General features: G+C 71.3%; 18 protein-coding genes and 1 pseudogene. 9 read left to right on the top strand and 10 right to left on the bottom strand.

Going from position 1 to position 18,678, the window contains the following annotated elements; all coding sequences use genetic code 11:
- Window positions 1-142, bottom strand: a pseudogene (locus tag QMK28_RS12165) (EamA family transporter); the annotation flags it as partial.
- Between QMK28_RS12165 and QMK28_RS12170 the strand changes: the two are divergent.
- The gene (locus QMK28_RS12170; RefSeq protein WP_326437112.1) at window positions 141-1,604 is read left to right on the top strand and encodes an aminotransferase-like domain-containing protein; all 1,464 of its coding nucleotides are present in this window, start codon (window positions 141-143) and stop codon (window positions 1,602-1,604) included. The pseudogene QMK28_RS12165 and the gene QMK28_RS12170 sit on opposite strands and share 2 nt — an antisense overlap.
- Before the next feature lie 170 nt (window positions 1,605-1,774).
- Window positions 1,775-2,194 (top strand): GNAT family N-acetyltransferase, encoded by a 420-nt coding sequence (locus QMK28_RS12175; RefSeq protein WP_326437113.1) that lies wholly within the window; start codon window positions 1,775-1,777, stop codon window positions 2,192-2,194.
- 70 nt (window positions 2,195-2,264) lie between these two features.
- Here the strand turns inward: QMK28_RS12175 and valS are convergent, their stop codons facing one another.
- The 8 genes from valS to QMK28_RS12210 all read right to left on the bottom strand — a co-directional run bounded on the left by valS (window position 2,265) and on the right by QMK28_RS12210 (window position 10,622).
- Window positions 2,265-4,880 carry a valine--tRNA ligase gene (gene valS / locus QMK28_RS12180; RefSeq protein WP_326437114.1) on the bottom strand — a complete coding sequence of 872 codons (2,616 nt, stop codon included), beginning with the start codon at window positions 4,878-4,880 and terminating at the stop codon, window positions 2,265-2,267.
- Window positions 4,881-5,256: 376 nt separating this feature from the next.
- Entirely contained in the window at window positions 5,257-6,480 is a 1,224-nt protein-coding gene (locus QMK28_RS12185) for a beta-ketoacyl-[acyl-carrier-protein] synthase family protein (RefSeq protein ID WP_326437115.1), read from the bottom strand.
- Complete coding sequence (locus tag QMK28_RS34245) at window positions 6,470-6,874, bottom strand: DUF6193 family natural product biosynthesis protein (RefSeq protein ID WP_443050693.1); 405 nt, start codon at window positions 6,872-6,874, stop codon at window positions 6,470-6,472. The genes QMK28_RS12185 and QMK28_RS34245 overlap by 11 nt, the downstream gene beginning before the upstream one ends.
- Window positions 6,875-6,893: 19 nt before the next feature.
- A complete protein-coding gene (locus QMK28_RS12190) occupies window positions 6,894-7,307 on the bottom strand; it encodes a hypothetical protein (protein ID WP_326437116.1) in 414 nt (137 codons plus the stop codon).
- Window positions 7,273-7,482 (bottom strand): hypothetical protein, encoded by a 210-nt coding sequence (locus QMK28_RS12195; protein WP_326437117.1) that lies wholly within the window; start codon window positions 7,480-7,482, stop codon window positions 7,273-7,275. The genes QMK28_RS12190 and QMK28_RS12195 overlap by 35 nt, the downstream gene beginning before the upstream one ends.
- Window positions 7,483-7,558: 76 nt before the next feature.
- Window positions 7,559-8,026: a hypothetical protein gene (locus QMK28_RS12200; RefSeq protein ID WP_326437118.1), complete on the bottom strand. Its 468-nt coding sequence runs from the start codon at window positions 8,024-8,026 to the stop codon at window positions 7,559-7,561.
- A 196-nt stretch (window positions 8,027-8,222) separates the two neighbouring features.
- Window positions 8,223-9,602, bottom strand: a complete 1,380-nt coding sequence (locus tag QMK28_RS12205; RefSeq protein ID WP_326437119.1) for an SMI1/KNR4 family protein — start codon at window positions 9,600-9,602, stop codon at window positions 8,223-8,225.
- 414 nt (window positions 9,603-10,016) lie between these two features.
- Entirely contained in the window at window positions 10,017-10,622 is a 606-nt protein-coding gene (locus tag QMK28_RS12210) for a dihydrofolate reductase family protein (protein WP_326437120.1), read from the bottom strand.
- Between the two features lie 536 nt (window positions 10,623-11,158).
- Here QMK28_RS12210 and argC point away from each other — a divergent pair.
- From argC to QMK28_RS12235, 5 genes are read left to right on the top strand one after another with little or no spacing between them, the layout of a single operon-like run.
- Entirely contained in the window at window positions 11,159-12,187 is a 1,029-nt protein-coding gene (gene argC / locus QMK28_RS12215; protein ID WP_326437121.1) for an N-acetyl-gamma-glutamyl-phosphate reductase, read from the top strand.
- Window positions 12,184-13,356 (top strand): bifunctional glutamate N-acetyltransferase/amino-acid acetyltransferase ArgJ, encoded by a 1,173-nt coding sequence (gene argJ / locus QMK28_RS12220; RefSeq protein ID WP_326437122.1) that lies wholly within the window; start codon window positions 12,184-12,186, stop codon window positions 13,354-13,356. The genes argC and argJ overlap by 4 nt, the downstream gene beginning before the upstream one ends.
- Window positions 13,353-14,291, top strand: a complete 939-nt coding sequence (gene argB / locus QMK28_RS12225; RefSeq protein ID WP_326437123.1) for an acetylglutamate kinase — start codon at window positions 13,353-13,355, stop codon at window positions 14,289-14,291. Before argJ ends, argB begins: the two co-directional genes overlap by 4 nt.
- A complete protein-coding gene (locus QMK28_RS12230; protein WP_326437124.1) occupies window positions 14,291-15,487 on the top strand; it encodes an acetylornithine transaminase in 1,197 nt (398 codons plus the stop codon). Before argB ends, QMK28_RS12230 begins: the two co-directional genes overlap by 1 nt.
- Before the next feature lie 22 nt (window positions 15,488-15,509).
- Window positions 15,510-16,061, top strand: coding sequence for an arginine repressor (locus QMK28_RS12235; protein WP_326437125.1), 552 nt, complete (start codon window positions 15,510-15,512; stop codon window positions 16,059-16,061).
- A gap of 77 nt (window positions 16,062-16,138) precedes the next feature.
- On the opposite strand, the gene QMK28_RS12240 is transcribed toward QMK28_RS12235, so the two are convergent.
- Window positions 16,139-16,681: a Uma2 family endonuclease gene (locus QMK28_RS12240; protein WP_326437126.1), complete on the bottom strand. Its 543-nt coding sequence runs from the start codon at window positions 16,679-16,681 to the stop codon at window positions 16,139-16,141.
- 175 nt (window positions 16,682-16,856) lie between these two features.
- Here QMK28_RS12240 and QMK28_RS12245 point away from each other — a divergent pair, with 175 nt between their 5' ends.
- Window positions 16,857-18,053, top strand: coding sequence for an argininosuccinate synthase (locus QMK28_RS12245; RefSeq protein WP_326437127.1), 1,197 nt, complete (start codon window positions 16,857-16,859; stop codon window positions 18,051-18,053).
- Window positions 18,054-18,157: 104 nt separating this feature from the next.
- On the top strand, window positions 18,158-18,678 hold a 521-nt coding region (locus QMK28_RS12250), incomplete at its 3' end, for a lyase family protein (RefSeq protein WP_326437128.1).

Consider the following 18,678-nt stretch of genomic DNA (forward strand, 5'->3'; position numbering starts at 1 on the left):
CCGTCCAGGGGCCCATGCCTTCTAGGGCCCACGCGGTGGCGGGGAAGGTGAGCGAGAAGGCGGCCACGCCCAGCGCGGCGAGGGCGGTGCCGCCGTTGACCGCTATCGCGGGCGGCCGAGTAGCGCTATCCTGTGTTGTCATGCATGAGCGTAGCAGTGTGGGTGATCTGGCCGTTCTCCTGCGGGAGAGCTTCGAGCGCTACTCGCCGGGTGAGAAGCTGCCGTCGAGCCGCGCCCTGGTCGAGCGGCACCGGGTGAGCCCGGTGACCGTCTCCCGGGCGCTCGCCGCGCTGGCCTCCGAGGGGCTGGTGGTGACCCGGCCCGGAGCGGGCGCCTTCCGCGCGCAGCCCCGCTCTGGCACCCCCAGAGTCGGCGACACCTCGTGGCAGGAACTCGCGCTGAGCGTCGAATCGGCCGCCGACCAGGTGCCCCGCACCGTCGACGCCTCCGGCGTACTGGCCACCCTGGCCGCACCGCCGCCCGGCGTCATCGAGTTCAACGGCGGCTATCTGCACCCCGCCCTCCAGCCGGAACGGGCGCTGGCCGCCGCCCTCGCGCGGGCGGGCAGACGGCCCGGCGCGTGGGGCCGGCCGCCCGTGGAGGGGCTGCCGGAGCTGCGGGAGTGGTTCGCCCGCGAGATCGGCGGTCCTGGCGGCAGGGTCGGCGCGGCCGACGTGCTCGTCACCGGCGGCGGCCAGAGCGCCCTGACCACAGCGCTGCGGGCGCTCGCCCCGCCCGGCGCGCCCGTACTCGTCGAATCCCCCACCTACCCGGGGATGCTCGCGGTCGCCCGTGCCTCCGGGCTGCGCCCGGTGCCCGTCCCGATGGACACGGACGGCGTGCGGCCCGAACTGCTCGCCGAGGCGTTCCGGGCCACCGGGGCGCGGGTCTTCGTCTGCCAGCCGCTCTTCCAGAACCCGACCGGGGCGGTGCTGGCGGCCGAGCGCCGCCGGGCCGTCCTGGACGTCGCCCGCGCGGCCGGGGCCTTCGTCATCGAGGACGACTTCGCCCGCCGGCTCGTCCACGAGCACGCGGCCCCGCTGCCGCCGGCGCTCGCGGCGGACGACCCCGACGGCACGGTGGTGCACGTCTGCTCGCTGACCAAGGTCACCTCGCCGAGCCTGCGGGTCGGCGCGCTCGCCGCGCACGGCCCGGTGCTGGAGCGGCTGCGCGCGATCCAGGTCGTCGACAGCTTCTTCGTGGCCAGGCCGCTCCAGGAAGCGGCCCTCGAACTCGTCGGAGCGCCCGCCTGGGGCCGCCACCTGCGGACGGTCGCCGTCGAACTGCGCTCCCGGCGCGAGGCCATGGTCACCGCGCTCCGCCGGGACCTGCCGGGACTCCCGGTGCCCCACATCCCGTCGGGCGGCTACCACCTGTGGCTGCGACTGCCGGACGGCGCGGACGAGGCCGCCGTGGTGAACGCGGCTCTGCGCGCGGGCGTGGCCCTCGCCGCCGGCCGCCCCTACTTCGCGGCCGAACCGCCCGCGGCCCACCTGCGGCTGAGTTTCGGCATGGTGGCCGGACCGGCGGAGATCGCGGAGGGCGTACGGCGGCTGCGCGCGGCCTGCGCGGAAACGCTCGGCACCGCCTGGCACGACGCGTAATCGGCTCGACGCGGCCGGGGGTCTGCTGCGAGCCTCCCGCCATGAACGAAATGAGTGACGCGAGCGGGACGAATGGCGTGAGGGGTGCGGGCGGTGGGAGTGGCGTGAGTGATGCGAGCGGCTCAGGTGGCGGAAGTGACCCCGTCCGCGCGGCCGGCGCGCCTCGCACCGTGACCGGTGGCTACGAGATCTCCACCGACCCGTCCCGGCTGGACGCGGCCCGTATCCACCACTGGCTCTCCACGGACGCGTACTGGGCTCTCGGCCGACCGCGCGAACAGCAGGACCGGGCCATCGCGGGATCGCTCAACTTCGGCGTGTACGAGCCGGGTTCGGGCCGCCAGGTCGGGTACGCCCGCGTCATCACCGACCACGCGACCTTCGCCTGGCTGTGCGACGTCTATGTGGACCCCGCGGCCCGCGGTCACGGCCTGGGCGTGGCCCTGACCGCCGCCGCCCGCGACCACCTCACGCCCTACGGCCTGCGGCGCATGCTGCTCGCCACGGACGACGCGCACGGCGTCTACGCGAAGGTCGGCTTCAAACCACTCGACGACGTGGCGAAGTGGATGGCCCTCAAGCTGCGTTGAGGCGTAGCCGATGCCCCGCGCGGCCGAGCCGTGCGGCGTTCCGAGGAACGCCGCACGGGGGCGCACGAGGTCACAGGCTCACGCTCACCTCAAGCGCCCCGTCACCCACCCGCCGCTCGACGACGCCGATCCGGCCCGCCGCCCGCACATCGGCCTCGACCAGCGCGAACCGGTCCAGCACCGCGCGCGGCCCGGAGACGACGGCCTTCGCCACCTCGGTGCGCATCGACACCTTCGCCGCCGACTTGGCCCTGCGGACCGCCGAGACGGCTTCCGCCGCGGTCGCCAGCAGTCCGCCGTCCGCGGCGCCCGCCCGTTCGCGAATCGCGTCCGCGACGGGCCACTCGGCGCGGTGCACCGAGCCTGGCGCCCACCACGACCACACCTCTTCCGTGACGAACGGCAGCACCGGGGCGAACAGGCGCAGCAGGGTGTCGAGAGCGGCCATCAGCGCCGCCCGCGCCGATTCCGTACCGGCGGCGGCGTCCCGCGAACCGGGCGGCGAACCGGACGGCGCCCCGTCCCGCGCCCCCGGCCGGTCTTCGGACTGCGCGCCGTACGCGCGCTCCTTCACCAGCTCCAGATAGTCGTCGCAGAAGCGCCAGAAGAACTTCTCGGTGTGCTCCAGGGCGCGCGCGTAGTCGAAGTCCTCGAACGCGGCGGTCGCCTCCTCGACGGTCGCCGCCAGCTCGCTCAGCATCGCCAGGTCCAGCGGCTCGGTGACCGGCGTGGCCGCGGACACCTCGCCGAAGCTCAGCACGAACCTGCTCGCGTTGAGGATTTTCACCGCGAGCCGGCGGCCGATCTTCATCTGGCCGACGTCGAACGCCCGGTCCGCCCCCGGCCGCCCGCCGGCCGCCCAGTACCGGACCGCGTCGGACCCGTGCTGGTGGAGCAGGGCCGCCGGAGTGACCACGTTGCCCTGGGACTTCGACATCTTCTTGCGGTCCGGGTCGAGGATCCAGCCGGAGATCGCGGCGTGCTTCCAGGGCAGCACGCCGTGCTCGGCGTGCGCCCGGACGACGGTGGCGAACAGCCAGGTGCGGATGATCTCGTGCGCCTGGGGGCGGACGTCCATCGGGAAGACCCGGGCGAACAGGTCCGGGTCCTTGAGCCACCGGCCGGCGATCTGCGGGGTGAGCGAGGAGGTGGCCCAGGTGTCCATGACGTCGGGGTCGCCGGTGAAGCCGTGCGGCCGGCCGCGCTGCCGCTCGGTACGGCCGTGGGGGGCCTCGGCGCTGGGGTCCACCGGCAGTGAGGCCGCGTCGGGGACGATCGGCCGGGCGTAGTCCGGCTTGCCCTCCGCGTCGAGCGGATACCAGAGCGGGATCGGCACGCCGAAGAACCGCTGGCGGCTGACCAGCCAGTCGCCGTTGAGTCCGCCGACCCAGTTCTCGTAGCGCACCCGCATATGTTCGGGGTGCCAGCGCAGTTCACCGCCGCGCCGCAGCAACTCCTCGCGCAGCGGGACGTCACGGCCGCCGTTGCGCAGGTACCACTGGCGGGTGGTGACGATCTCCAGGGGCTTGCCGCCCTTCTCGAAGAACTTCACCGCGTGGGTCATGGGACGCGGGTCGCTCTCCATGTCACCGCTCGCGCGCAGCATCTCGACGACGCGCTCGCGGGCGGTGTGCGCGGTGGCCCCGACGAGCGCGCCGTAAGCGCCGCGCGCCTGTGGCGAGTCCAGCCCGGCGGGCGGCTCGGCGAGGAAGCGGCCGTCCCAGCCGATGACGGGGCGGGTCGGCAACCGCAGTTCGCGCCACCACGTCACGTCCGTCGTGTCGCCGAAGGTGCACACCATGGCGATCCCGGAGCCCTTCTCCGGGTCGGCCAGCGGGTGCGCCATGACCGGCACGTCGACGCCGAAGAGCGGGGTGCGCAGCGTCGTGCCGAACAGCTCCAGGTAGCGCGCGTCGTCGGGGTGGGCGACGAGGGCGACGCAGGCGGGCAGCAGTTCGGGGCGGGTCGTGTCGATCATGACCTTGCGGCCGTCCGCGCCGTGGAAGGCCAGCCGGTGATACGCGGCCTCGCGCTCGCGGTCCTCAAGTTCCGCCTGGGCGACGGCCGTACGGAAGGTGACATCCCAGAGGGTGGGCGCCTCGGACAGGTACGCCTCGCCGCGCGAGAGGTTCCGCAAAAAGGCGAACTGCGAGGTGGCGCGGGCCTCGGCGCCGATCGTCCGGTACGTCCGGGTCCAGTCCACCGACAGCCCGAGATACCGCCACAGCTCCTCGAACGCCTTCTCGTCCTCGACGGTCAGCCGCTTGCACAGTTCGATGAAGTTGCGCCGGGAGACGGGGATCTGCTGACTGCCGGCCTTCTCCGGCGCGGTGAAGCCGGCGTCGTAGGGGAGCGCCGGTTCGCACCGGACCCCGAAGCGGTTCTGCACCCGGCGCTCGGTGGGCAGGCCGTTGTCGTCCCACCCCATGGGGTAGAAGACTTCCTTGCCGCGCATGCGCTGATAGCGGGCGATCGCGTCGGTGTGCGTATAGGAGAAGACGTGCCCGACGTGCAGCGACCCGCTGACGGTGGGCGGCGGGGTGTCGTTCGAGAACACCTGGTCGCGCGACTTGGAGCGGTCGAATACGAATACGCCGGACTCGTCCCACCGTCGAGACCACTTCTCTTCCAGCCCGTCGAGGACGGGCCTCTCGGGAACGCCGGTACGGCGGTGGGTGAGCGTCATGCCTCAGGATGCTAGCCGCGCGGGTGGCTCGATGATCGGGGATTATCACGCTGCGCTGTATCGGGCCCGTCTGGCCGGCGCCATGACCTCGAAGGTCTGGCCGACGGCGCCCTCGGCGTCCCAGCGGCCGGCGGCTTCCGTAGCCGCTCCCTGACGACGTGGGCCACGTATCGCTGCACCACACCCAAGTGCCCGACCAGGTCGGACGCCGACCAGCCGGGGGCAGGACGGCACCAGGGGCGCCCCGTCGGCCTCCGCCCCCTACGGACCGCGACTTTGAACGCCAGGTTCCCGACGGGGAGATGGTCCGTGGCTTCACTTTGCGAGCCGGGGCCCGGTTCGCACCTCGGTTGGCGGGCGCGGAACCGGCTGCCGTTCAGCCGCCCGGAGTGAACACGAGCGAGGCGTTGTGCCCGCCGAAGCCGAAGGAATTCGTCAGTGCCGCCGTCAGTCCGCCGTGCCGGGGTCCGCCTGTGACGATGTCGAGCTTCACCGCCGGGTCGAGCGAGTCGAGGTTCTGGGTGGCGGGGATGACGCCGTCGCGGACCGCGAGGATCGCGGCGAGCGCGCCGATCGCTCCCGCTGCTCCGAAGAGGTGGCCGGTCATCGACTTGGTCGCGGTGACGGCCGGGTGGGCGCCGATGGCTTCGGTGATCGACTGGGCTTCGACGAGATCGCCCTTGGGAGTGGAGGTCGCGTGGGCGTGGACGTGCTCGATCGCCCGCGGGGGCAGCCCCGCGGCGGCCAGAGCCAGGCGCATCGCGCGGATTTGACCGTCGGGGTGTGCGGCGGTGATGTGGTGCGCGTCCGAGGTGACGCCCGCTCCGGCGAGTGTCGCGTGGCGGCGGGCCGCCCGGGCGGCGGCGAACTCCGCGCGCTCCAGGACGATCACGACGGCCCCCTCACCGATGACGAAGCCGTCGCGGTCGGCGTCGAAGGGCCGGGATGCCCGCTGGGGCGCGTCATTGCGTGTCGAGTGCGCCTTGGCCTGGGCGAACCCGGCCAGCGGCAGCGGATGGATGCAGGCTTCGGTGCCGCCCGCCACGACCACGTCGGCCCGCCCGAGGCGGATCAGGTCCAGCCCCATCGCTATCGCTTCGGCCCCGGACGCGCAGGCGCTGACCGGAGTGTGGGCGCCGCCGCGGGCTCCGAGGTCGATGCTGACCCAGGCGGCGGGACCGTTCGCCATCAGCATCGGGATGGTGTGCGGAGACACCCGCCGCACCCCGGAGGCTTCCAGGACGTCGTCCTGGCCGAGCAGGGACAGGGCGCCCCCGGTGCCGGTGCCGATCACCACGGCCAGCCGCTCCGGATCGACACCGGGCGTGCCCGCGTCGGCCCATGCCTCGCGGGCGGCGACGAGCGCGATCTGTTCGCACCGGTCCATCCGGCGGGCCTGCACCCGGTCCAGGACCTCGGACGGTTCCACCTTGAGCCGGCCCGCGATCCGCACGGGCAGGCCGGCCGCCCACTCCTCCTCGATCGCGCTGATCCCGGACCGGCCGGCCAGCATCCCGGCCCAGGTCGAGGCGGTGTCCCCGCCGAGCGGTGTCGTCGCTCCGAGACCTGTGACCACCACGTTGTCAGTGTCAGCACGCACTGGGTGAACCCTCTTTGTAGTAGATGCACAACTCCCCGCGCGGATGATCGCGGGAGGAGATCGACTCACTGGCCACTCTGCCAAGGGAATTGGGGTCGACCAGGTGCTGTGATCCACGGAGTCCGGCATCTGGAGTTTGTAGGGTTTGATCATTCGGGATCCCCACGGTGGAGATTGTGGCCGAATGGGGCGGACTGCACAGCGGGGTCCCCGCGAAGGCAGACCTGGAGACCCGGTATCCGCCTCCCAGCGCTGGCTGGATGTAGGGAATGTCCCAGGTCCAGCGGTGATCGGTGCAGCGGCTGAAGTGAAGCTCACCCCCTCCCGGTCCAAGGGGAGAGCTGTGCAGGAGGGGCTTCGGCGTAGGCGGCGTCGAGCAGTCCCTAGGCTGCACGGGCGATGCGTGTGAGGCGCTACGAAGGAACCGAGCAAACCAGGACCAGGGAAGCGTTCAGGGCGGGTTGCTCGCGTAGGGCGCCGTGGCGCTGGTCCCAGGCTCCCGAGTCGAGGCCGCGGCGAAGTGCCTCGGTGTACTGCTCGCACACTGCGGCGTCCACGAAGCTCCAGGCCGAACACGCCTGCCGGGCACCGGGATCCAGGAACTGCTCCGGGCTCGCGTAGTACGCCTCGTTGAAGCCGTCCGTGCAGCCGGCCGGGATCGGGACGGGCTGCGCCGTCACCTCTCCGCCCAGCGCGTCGGAGATGGTGGCTATGGACGGGTAGCGCCGGGCTTCGGTGTCCAGGACCGCGGGCGCGTACTCGTACAGCCAGAAGTCCCGCACCCGATCGGGATCACAGGTCAGCACGACCACCGGGCCGCGAGCCACGCGCCGCATCTCGCGCAGCCCGGCCACCGACGTTCACCACGGTCCGCGCATCACCCAGGGCTTTGGTGATGGCATCGGCAATACGGCGGTCGGGCTGGCGGTAGCCGGCATAGCCTCCACCGATCGTGCCGTAGTCCGCATCCCCCGCACTGCCATCAACTCTCTGTATGTTCATGACAGGAACATACCGAACTGGCCCGCCATCCCCCCGCCATTCGCCAGGTAGCGCGCTCCTCCGCCATCTCTCGTGCTCAGTTCAGGGTGTCTGTGTCCAGCCGGACGAGCGCACCCGGCACCCCGGCGCGCAGCTCCGGGTCCGGATCGCCGAGCAGCCCGAACAGGTGTGCCGACCGCCCCCTGATCGTCGCGGACGCCTCCACGTAGTGGGCGACCCAGGCAGCGTGCTCCTCCTCGTCCTCGAAGTCGGTCCAGATCTCGTCCGGGTCCGGTTCCTTCTCGCCCGCGATGCCGCACAGCAGCTCCAGGATCGCGCCGCGGTCGCGCACCGTCGGCAGGAGGAGCAGGTCGAAGAGGAAGGGGACGCAGGCGACCGTGCAGGCGTCCTGATGGTGCACCGCGCCGTACATGCCGTCCAGCGCGATGTCCCGCTCGGAGGGGTCGTCCGAAGCCAAACCGCGCAGCAGCCGCGGCACGTCCGACGCGTCGCCGTAGGCATGGTCCATGGACGCCCAGTCGACGTTCTCGATCCCCGTAAACACTGTTCCGCCCTCCCGTTGCCCTCGCGTGTGGCCGCCACTGATCACAGTGCCGCACGCCACTGACAATCGATCATCCGGCCGACCTTGGCGCTCAGGAAGAGGACCTGACGGTTCCGGGAGGAGTAGACCGCAGGCGGCGATGGCCTCGTCGACGCGGCCCGGTAAGGGCTACGAGTCCGTCGGCCACCACCGCTGACTACGCCGCGGGGCCGAGATGGCCTTCGAGGACGGTCGGGGTGATCGGCGGGCGGTCCCAGAGGGCGAGGAGTTCATTTGCGATGGCACCGATCGCGAGCGGGTGCCGATTGCCGCGTACCTCGATGGCGGCAGCCGACAGGCCGCGCGGGACAGCTCCGGCGTCGAGGAGGACGCGCCACTCCTCCGGCCCGAGCTGCAGGAACTCCAGTCCGGTCAGCTTGGCGATCTCCAGCGGGTCGGCGAGCGTACCGGGGTAGGCGGTGAGGGTCCGCAGGCGGGGCAGCCCAGTGACGGGGGCCAGGCTGAGCGGCTCACCATCCCACACGCCGATGCTCAGCACCTCCAGCCCGGCGTCGGCGGCGGCCTGGACACTTGTCAGGCTTCCGACGTTGACCCTGGCCACGACCGGCGGTTTGTCCCCGCGACGGCCGCTGCGCCCTTCCCCGCGCCCGTTCATCACCAGGTCGGTGAGGGAGTCGGCGAGCAGGTCGGCGCCGATGTTCTGCTCATGGTCGAGCACGATGATCTGCCCTGTGTGTCCGCGCGGACCCGGTGTCAGGTCGACCGCGATCCGGTCGCCGCCGCCGGTGTCGGCGAAGGCGATCCAGCCGGGTGAGCCGACCAGCCCCTGTACCGCGGCGTCGGGCGGGGTGGCGACCGCAGCCGTAGCCGCGAACTCCCAGGGGCACGGACGGGACGGCGCGTCAGCGATGTACAGGTCATCCGGTGAGAAGAGCTCGCAGCCGACCGCCTCGAAGACGCGCTCCGCAGCCTCGTAGTCGCCGCCCCAGTCCCCCCGCCGCGCCCGCGTCACCCGGTAGAGCACCTTGAGCTCGTCGGGCAACGCGACGCCGAGGCGCGCTTCCGCGGCGGCGATCTCCGCCTCGGTCGCACCGATGGCACCAGGGATCCGCTCGCGGAGCGTCCGCTCCAGCGACGCCAAATCCACCGACGGGGCCGGCACCACCCCGGGCGCCGGCTCGGGCAAGCGGCGCCAGGGCTCAGGGACGGAGCCCTCGACCAGGATGAGCGAACCCGGGTACGGACCGATGCCGGCCTCCACAGCGGGGCTGGGACCGAGCAGGTGGAGCATGGTCCTTCCGCTCGGCGAGATCTCCGCCACGAACGGGATGCCATCGGCGCCGGCGTCCGCGAGCGCGCTCTGCACCCGCTTCACCGCCTCGAACTCGTCCTGCATGTCCTCGACCTGGGCGGCTCGTCCGGGCGGCGGAAGCCGCCGCCGCAGGGGCAGACTCCACCCGTCTGGGCCGATGCGTCCCGCCACGTGGCCGCCCGGGGCGGCAAGGCTCTCCGCGTTGGCGGCCCGCAGGAGCCGCAGCACGGGCTCCCAGGTCGTGAAGTCATGTATCGAGGGCAACAGTGGCCTCCGGTCGTTCCGGTGATCGTAGGGGGGCGGCGAGGGCGGGCGCGTTGTGGCGGTGATTATTACGGAAAGCCGCCACCCTTGCCGACCTCAAGCGATCACTCGGGCCAACTAAAACGCTTAGGGGCCAACTGAAGCGCTAAGTCACAAACAGCTGTGACTGAGCGCTTCAGTTGGCCCCATCGGCCATGTAGAGCGCTCAGCTCGCGAGGCTCTGCCGAGGAAGCGTCCAGCGGCGCATCCGGAAGGTGGACCTTTGCGGAGACTGCGGCCTGGGAGGGCGTACGTGGGCTTACCTGCGACGACTCGGGGCCAGGTGGACCAGGCGTCCTGACGTTGGCCGTTCGCCCCCTGTTAGGTCTTACTCCGCGCCCGCCAGCGCCGGCCGGGCGGCCGTCCGGGGCGACGTCACGCAGGGACGCCGAGCGGCGGGTGCTCGAGCACGCGGGGCTTGTACTCGACCAGTTGGATGCGGCCGTCGAAGGTGCGGTGCTCGATCATGTCGAGGGCAACGTCCGGATAGCCGTCGTAGATGCGTTCTTCGCCCGTGGCCCCGGTGATCACCGGGAACATTACGACCCGGAAGCGGTCGACGAGTCCGGCTCGTAGCAGGGACCGGCACAGGCTGAGGCTGCCGATTGTGCTGAGGAGCCCCGAGCCACTCGACTTCATGGCGCGGACCGTCTCGACGGCGTCGTCGCGGACGAGCGTGGAGTTGGCCCACGTCAGTGGCTTCTCGAGTGAGGAGGAGAACACCATCTTGGACGCTTGCGTGAGCTCGTCGACGGACGCCTCTTCTTCGGGCCTGAACTCGTCTTGGCCATCCGGGACCTTGCCTGTGGCGAAGCCCGACATCAGGCGGTAGGTGTTCGCTCCCATCAGGTAGGTGGCCTCGGGCTGCTCGCCGAGCCATGCGAGGTACTCCGGGCCCTCAAGGCCCCAGAACCCGGGCCATCCCTCTCCTGATGCGTGGCCGTCGAGGGAGGTGATGAAGTCGACGAGGAGCTCAGACATGGCGGTTGTCCTTTCCTGGGGTGTCACGAGCTTGGACTGGCCGGGAGCCACAAACTCATCGGCCGCGCTGTGGAGTATCGAGAAAACCCATGCCGCTGCAGCCGATCGGATCGGCGGAGCGCCACCCGCGAACGGCCCGGTGTGACTTTTCATCACAGTTGGCACCATGCCGACCGGCTGAACTGGCCTGACGCGGTGTCTTTTTCATGATGGCTGGCACCGGATGGTCAAGATTGTTGGCACCTGCTCCGTATTTTCACCCTGGTTGGCACCAGGACCGTTGACGTTGCCCCTGGTCGCAAGCCGTGAGCCGTCGGGGTTGACGATCGCGGACGCCTCACATGCCAGTCCGCTCGACCCGATGCCAACCGTGGCGAAAAGTCGCACCCGGGCCAACCGTCACGCTCAGCCGGGCCAAGTACAACGCTCAGGGGCCAACTGAATCGCTCAGTCACAAGCGGTCCGTACGCCGACCACACCTCGTTGCATAAACCTGCCGCTGTCCGTATAGTCATACTCTCAACGAGGAGGGTTCGATGGCTGTACGGGCAGCAGTGGCGGGAGCGAGCGGGTATGCGGGCGGCGAAGTGTTGCGCCTGCTGCTCGGGCACCCCGAGGTGGTGATCGGCGCGCTGACCGGGCACTCCAACGCGGGTCAGCGCCTGGGCGCGCTGCAGCCGCAGCTGCTGCCGCTGGCCGACCGGGTGCTGGAGCCGACTGCCGTCGAGGCGCTCGCTGGGCACGACGTCGTCTTTCTCGCGCTGCCGCACGGACAGTCCGCCGCCGTCGCCGAGCAACTGGGCGAGGATGTGCTGATCGTCGACTGCGGCGCCGACTTCCGGCTCACGGACGCCGCCGACTGGGAGGCGTTCTACGGTTCCCCGCACGCCGGCGCCTGGCCGTACGGGCTCCCCGAGCTGCCCGGGGCCCGGGACGCGCTGCGCGGCTCGCGCCGCGTCGCGGTGCCCGGCTGCTATCCGACCGCCGTCTCGCTCGCCCTCTTCCCGGCGTACGCGGCCGGGCTCGCCGAGCCGGAAGCGGTCATCGTCGCCGCCTCCGGCACCTCCGGCGCGGGCAAGGCGGCCAAGCCGCACCTGATGGGCAGCGAGGTGCTGGGCTCGATGAGCCCGTACGGGGTGGGCGGCGGGCACCGGCACACCCCCGAGATGATCCAGAACCTGTCGGCGGCGGCCGGAGAGCGCGTGTCGGTGTCGTTCACGCCGACGCTCGCGCCGATGTCGCGCGGCATCCTCGCGACCTGCACCGCCAAGGCCAAGCCGGGCGTGACGGCGGCGCGAGTGCGCGAGGCGTACGAGAAGGCCTTCGCCGCAGAACCGTTTGTGCACCTGCTGCCCGAGGGCCAGTGGCCCTCGACCGCCGCGGTGTACGGCTCGAACGCGGCGCTGCTCCAGGTCGCCTACGACGCGGCGGCCGGCCGCATCATCGTGATCAGCGCGATCGACAACCTCACCAAGGGCACCGCCGGCGGCGCGGTGCAGAGCATGAACATCGCCCTCGGCCTCCCCGAGGAGCTGGGACTTTCCACGATCGGAGTGGCGCCGTGAGCGTGACCGCAGCAAAGGGATTCACAGCGGCGGGCATCGCCGCCGGAATCAAGGATTCGGGCGGCCCCGACCTCGCACTCGTCGTCAACCAGGGCCCGCGCTTCGACGCGGCCGGCGTCTTCACCTCCAACCGGGTCAAGGCCGCCCCCGTCGTCTGGTCGGAGCAGGTGCTCAAGGGCGGCAGGGTCTCGGCCGTCGTCCTCAACTCCGGCGGAGCCAACGCCTGTACGGGCCCGCTCGGCTTCCAGGACACCCACGCCACCGCCGAGAAGGTCGCCGAGGTGCTCGGCGCGGCGGACGGCGCGGCTGAGGTCGCCGCGGGCGAGATCGCCGTCGCCTCGACCGGGCTGATCGGCCTGCGGCTCCCGATGGGCAAACTGCTCCCCGGCATCGAGGCCGCCGCTGCCGAACTCTCCGCGCACGGCGGCGAGAAGGCCGCCATCGCCATCAAGACCACCGACAGCGTCCACAAGACGGCGGTCGTGGAGGGCGACGGCTGGACCGTCGGCGGCATGGCCAAGGGCGCGGGCATGCTCGCGCCGGGCCTGGCCACCATGCTCGTCGTGCTCACCACCGACGCCGACCTGGACGACAAGGTCCTCGACGAAGCGCTGCGCGCCGCGACCCGTACGACCTTCGACCGAGTCGACTCCGACGGCTGCATGTCGACCAACGACACCGTGCTGCTGCTCACCTCCGGTGCGTCCGCCGTCACACCGGGCCGCGAGGTGTTCGCCGAGGCGGTCCGCGCCGTCTGCGACGACCTGGCCCTGCAGCTGATCGGCGACGCCGAGGGCGCTTCCAAGGACATCCGGATCGAGGTCGTGGGCGCCGCGAGCGAGGACGACGCCGTCGAGGTGGGCCGCTCCATCGCCCGTAACAACCTGCTCAAGTGCGCGATCCACGGCGAGGACCCCAACTGGGGCCGGGTGCTGTCCGCGATCGGCACCACCTCCGCCGCCTTCGAGCCCGACGAGCTGAACGTCGCCATCAACGACGTCTGGGTGTGCCGGAAGGGCTCGGTCGGCGAGGACCGCGACCTGGTCGACATGCGCTACCGCGAGGTCCGGATCACCGCCGACCTGGCCGCGGGCAGCGAGTCGGCCGTTATCTGGGCCAACGACCTCACCGCCGACTACGTCCACGAGAACAGCGCGTACAGCTCATGACCGGCTCCGCGCGCACCCACAGCGCCCTGCCCAAGGCCCGCACCCTCATCGAGGCGCTGCCCTGGCTCACCCACCACCACGGCAAGACCGTCGTCATCAAGTTCGGCGGCAACGCCATGATCGACGACGAACTCAAGCACGCCTTCGCCCAGGACGTCGTCTTCCTGCGGCACGCGGGCCTGCGCCCCGTCGTCGTGCACGGCGGCGGCCCGCAGATCAGCGCGCAGCTCGACAAACTGGGCCTGACCAGCGAGTTCAAGGCGGGACTGCGGGTCACCACGCCCGAGACGATGGACGTCGTACGGATGGTGTTGGCCGGCCAGGTGCAGCGCGAGCTGGTCGGGCTGCTGAACCGGCACGGCCCGCTGGCCGTCGGCATGACCGGCGAGGACGCCCACACCATGACCGCGACCAAGCGCTACGCCGACATCGACGGCGAGCGGGTGGACATCGGCCGGGTCGGCGACGTCACCGCGATCGACACGGGCGCCATCCAGGCGCTGCTGGACGACGGCCGGATCCCGGTCATCTCCTCGATCGCCCGCAGCGCCGACGACGACCACGTCTACAACGTCAACGCGGACACCGCCGCGGCCGCGCTCGCCGCCGCGCTGGGCGCCGAGACGCTGATGGTCCTCACCGACGTCGAGGGGCTCTACGCGGACTGGCCCAACAGCGACGACGTCATCAGCCAGCTCACCGCGCTGGAGCTGGAGAAGCTGCTGCCCGAGCTGGCCAGCGGAATGGTCCCCAAGATGGAGGGCTGCCTGCACGCCGTACGGAACGGGGTCACCACCGCGCGGGTGATCGACGGCCGGGTGCAGCACGCCATCCTGCTGGAGATCTTCACCGACGAGGGCATCGGGACGATGGTCGTGCCCGACCGGAACGGCTCCGACCAGCAGACCCCGAAGAACCCCGAAGGGGGAGCGTGATGACCAACCAGGAGATCACCCGGCGCTGGCAGGGCGCGCTCATGGACAACTACGGGACGCCGCGGCTGCCGCTGGTGCGCGGCGAGGGCGTCACCGTCTGGGACGCCGACGGACGCGCGTACCTCGACTTCGTCGGCGGCATCGCGGTCAACTCCCTCGGCCACGCGCACCCGGCCGTCGTCGAGGCGGTCACCGCGCAGATCGGCACCCTCGGGCATGTCTCGAACCTCTTCGTCGCCGAGCCCCCGGTGGCCCTCGCCGAGCGGCTGATCGAGCTCTCCGGCCGCCCCGGCAAGGTCTACTTCTCCAACTCCGGCGCGGAGGCGGTCGAGGCCGCCTTCAAGATCGGACGGCGTACCGGCCGCCGGCACATGGTCGCCGCGGCCGGCGGCTTCCACGGCCGCACCATGGGCGCCCTGGCGCTGACCGGCCAGCCGGGCAAGCGGGAGCCCTTCCTGCCGCTGCCGGGCGACGTCACCCACGTCCCGTACGGCGACGTGGCGGCGCTGCGCGCGGCCGTCAGCACCGAGACGGCGCTCGTCATCATCGAGCCGATCCAGGGCGAGAACGGCGTCATCGTGCCGCCGGCGGGCTATCTGGCCGCCGCCCGCGAGATCACCCGGGCCACCGGGACACTGCTCGTCCTCGACGAGGTCCAGACCGGCATCGGGCGCACGGGCCACTGGTTCGAGTACCAGGCGCAGGGCATCGAGCCCGATGTCGTCACGCTCGCCAAGGGGCTCGGCGGCGGGCTGCCGATCGGCGCGACCCTCGCCTTCGGGGACGCGGCCGACCTGCTGACGCCCGGTCAGCACGGCTCGACCTTCGGCGGCAACCCCGTCGCGTGCGCCGCGGCGCTCGCCGTGCTGGGCGCGATCGAGTCCGAAGGGCTGCTGGAGCGAGTCAAGCGCACCGGCGAGAAGCTGAGGTCCGGAATCGAGGCGCTCGGCCACCCGCTGGTCGACCGGGTCCGCGGCGCCGGACTGCTGCTGGGTATGGTGCTCACAAAGTCCCTCGCGTCGCAGGTGCAGCAGGCGGCTCAGGACGCCGGTCTCCTGGTGAACGCGGTGGCACCCGATGTGGTGCGGCTCGTCCCACCGCTGATTCTCGGAGACGACGCGGTGGAAACGTTCCTCCAGGAGCTGCCCGCCGTCCTCGACGCGAGTGCCGCCCACGCCGAACCTGGGGCCCGATGATCCGATCCGGAGACCGACGACGATGACCGAGACGCAGGACAACGAGGTGCAGCACGCCGGCCAGGCCGTGCCGCAGACCCGCACCGCGCGCCACCGCCGGATCGTGGACATCCTCAACCGGCAGCCGGTGCGCTCGCAGAGCCAGCTCGCGAAGCTGCTCGCCGACGACGGGCTGAGCGTCACTCAGGCGACCCTCTCGCGGGACCTGGACGAGCTGGGCGCGGTGAAGATCCGCAACACCGGCGGCGAGTTGATCTACGCGGTACCCGGCGAGGGCGGCGACCGCACGCCCCGCGCCCCGCTCGGCGAATCGGCGAGCGAGGGCCGGATGGCGCGGCTCGCCGGCGAACTGCTGATCTCGGCGGAGGCGTCCGCGAACCTGGTGGTGCTGCGCACCCCGCCCGGCGCCGCCCAGTTCTTCGCCTCGGCCATCGACCAGGCGGGGGTGCACGAGATCATCGGGACCATCGCCGGGGACGACACGCTGCTGCTCATCAGCCGCGACCCGGCGGGCGGCCAGGAGCTCGCCGACCACCTGATGCGGCTGGCGCAGAAGGCGCAGAAGGCGCAGTAGCGGAAAGGCCGCACCGGCGCGGGCATCGAAGGACGCCCGGTAGCCCGGGGCTTTGGCCGGGGCTACCGGGCGGGTGGTCAGCTCTTGCGCTTGAAACCGTCCGTCGGGATGGCGACCGAACTGCCGTCGGACAGCCGGAGGGTGACGGTCTCGCCGTAGGCGAACACCTCGCGGGCCGCGTAGCCGTCGCCCTTGGGGCGGGTCAGCAGCGTGCACTCGCCCCGGAAGGGGTCGATCACCAGATACGTCGGGACGCCGAAGCGGGCGTACTGCCGGAGCTTGACCGCGTAGTCGTTGTCGTCGTCCTTGGTGGAGACGATCTCGATCGCCGCGAGGGCGTCGCCGTAGGCGTAGGGCGCCACGGCGCCGTCCTCAAGGATGGTCACGTCCGGGACGCGTGGAGGCTCCCCTGGGAACTGCAGGAGCACATCGGAGAGCAGCCGGCCTTTGTCGATACCGGCCGACATCGCGGCCATCTGTACGTCCAGGATCGTCCAGCTCTGGACGTCGCTCCGCGGCGTCATGACGATTTGTCCCCCCACGACCTCGATCTTGAAGCCCTCGAACTCCGCCGCGGCCCGCTCGGCCACCTGGCACAGGATGTCGTCTTGCACCGTCATGGCGTGCGCCTTTCCCGTTCTGACGTCTCGCTGAGTGAATCGTAGACCAGCCCTCGGACACCTGTCTCGGCTCCACATTGACGAAACATACGGCCGAGTGCATACTTATACCCATCAGCGTTTGCGGCATCCACAAACCGGCCCCGGCCGGCCTGGAGCACCAAAGGAGAACCCCGTGACCGAGCGCGTCGTACTCGCCTACTCAGGCGGCCTGGACACCTCCGTCTGCATCGGCTGGATCGCCGAGGAGACGGGCGCCGAGGTCATCGCCGTCGCCGTGGACGTCGGCCAGGGCGGCGAGGACCTGGACGTCATCCGCAAGCGCGCGCTCGCCTGCGGCGCGGTCGAGGCCGAGGTCGCGGACGCCAAGGACGAGTTCGCCGACGAGTACTGCCTCCCGGCGATCAAGGCCAACGCCCTCTACATGGACCGCTACCCGCTGGTCTCCGCGCTGTCCCGGCCGACCATCGTCAAGCACCTGGTCGCCGCCGCCAGGAAGCACGGCGCGACCACCGTCGCCCACGGCTGCACCGGCAAGGGCAACGACCAGGTCCGGTTCGAAGCGGGCATCTCCTCGCTCGCCCCCGACCTCACCTGCATCGCCCCGGTCCGGGACTACGCGATGACGCGGGACAAGGCCATCGCGTTCTGCGAGGAGAAGAACCTCCCGATCGCGACGACCAAGAAGTCCCCGTACTCCATCGACGCCAACGTCTTCGGCCGCGCCGTCGAGACCGGCTTCCTGGAAGACATCTGGAACGCGCCCATCGAGGACGTGTACGAGTACACCCAGAACCCGGCGCTGCCGCGGGAGGCCGACGAGGTCGTCATCACCTTCAAGCAGGGCGCGCCGGTCGCCATCGACGGCAGGCCCGTCAGCGTCCTGCAGGCCATCCAGGAGCTCAACGAGCGCGCCGGGGCGCACGGCGTCGGCCGGCTGGACATGGTCGAGGACCGGCTCGTCGGCATCAAGTCGCGGGAGATCTACGAGGCGCCCGGCGCCATCGCGCTGATCAACGCGCACCAGGAGCTGGAGAACGTCACCGTCGAGCGCGAGCTGGCCCGCTACAAGCGGCAGATCGAGCAGCGGTGGAGCGAGCTGGTCTACGACGGCCTGTGGTTCTCGCCGCTCAAGCGGGCGCTGGACGGCTTCATCGCCGAGGCCAACGAGCACGTCTCCGGCGACATCCGGATGACCCTGCACGGCGGCCGTGCCGTCGTCACGGGCCGGCGGTCCGAGGAGTCGCTCTACGACTTCAACCTCGCCACGTACGACACCGGCGACACCTTCGACCAGTCGCTGTCCAAGGGCTTCATCGAGCTCTTCGGCATGTCGAGCAAGATCGCCGCGAAGCGCGACCAGCAGGTCTGATTCGCGTCCAGTCCCGCAGGACCGGCAGTAACCTCCGTATCACAGCCGCCTCCCCGCCCCACAGTGGGGAGGCGGTCGCACAATCCCAGCCAAGAGGAGCAGCAGTGAGCAACGGCAACAGCGGCGACGTCCGGCTCTGGGGCGGCCGGTTCGCCGACGGACCCTCGGACGAACTGGCGGCGCTCTCCGCGTCGGTGCACTTCGACTGGCCGCTGGCCCCGTACGACATCGCCGGCTCCCGCGCCCACGCCCGCGCGCTGCACACCGCCGGACTGCTCAGCGCCGACGAGTTCCAGCGGATGCTCGGCGGGCTCGACCGGCTCGAAGCCGACGTAGCCGACGGCTCGTTCGTCGGCACCGTCGCCGACGAGGACGTGCACACCGCCCTGGAGCGCGGCCTGCTGGAGCGGCTCGGCGCGGACCTCGGCGGCAAGCTGCGCGCCGGCCGGTCCCGCAACGACCAGGTGGCGACGCTCTTCCGGATGTACCTGCGCGACCACGCCCGGATCGTCGGCGGCCTGATCACCGACCTCCAAGGGGCGCTCGTCGTCCTCGCCGAGGCGCACCCGAACGTCGCGATGCCGGGCCGTACGCACCTCCAGCACGCGCAGCCGGTGCTCTTCGC

Origin of the sequence: Streptomyces sp. H27-D2 (genome assembly GCF_035828615.1) — a bacterium.
In the GTDB taxonomy this organism is placed as follows: Bacteria; Actinomycetota; Actinomycetes; order Streptomycetales; family Streptomycetaceae; genus Streptomyces.

Coding starts and splice junctions, on each gene's coding strand:
- QMK28_RS12170 (WP_326437112.1), top strand. CDS start 141: ATGCATGAGCGTAGCAGTGTGGGTGATCTGGCCGTTCTCCTGCGGGAG.
- valS (WP_326437114.1), bottom strand. CDS start 4,880: ATGACGCTCACCCACCGCCGTACCGGCGTTCCCGAGAGGCCCGTCCTC.
- QMK28_RS12195 (WP_326437117.1), bottom strand. CDS start 7,482: ATGAACATACAGAGAGTTGATGGCAGTGCGGGGGATGCGGACTACGGC.
- QMK28_RS12210 (WP_326437120.1), bottom strand. CDS start 10,622: ATGTCTGAGCTCCTCGTCGACTTCATCACCTCCCTCGACGGCCACGCA.
- argC (WP_326437121.1), top strand. CDS start 11,159: ATGGCTGTACGGGCAGCAGTGGCGGGAGCGAGCGGGTATGCGGGCGGC.
- argB (WP_326437123.1), top strand. CDS start 13,353: ATGACCGGCTCCGCGCGCACCCACAGCGCCCTGCCCAAGGCCCGCACC.
- QMK28_RS12230 (WP_326437124.1), top strand. CDS start 14,291: ATGACCAACCAGGAGATCACCCGGCGCTGGCAGGGCGCGCTCATGGAC.
- QMK28_RS12235 (WP_326437125.1), top strand. CDS start 15,510: ATGACCGAGACGCAGGACAACGAGGTGCAGCACGCCGGCCAGGCCGTG.
- QMK28_RS12240 (WP_326437126.1), bottom strand. CDS start 16,681: ATGACGGTGCAAGACGACATCCTGTGCCAGGTGGCCGAGCGGGCCGCG.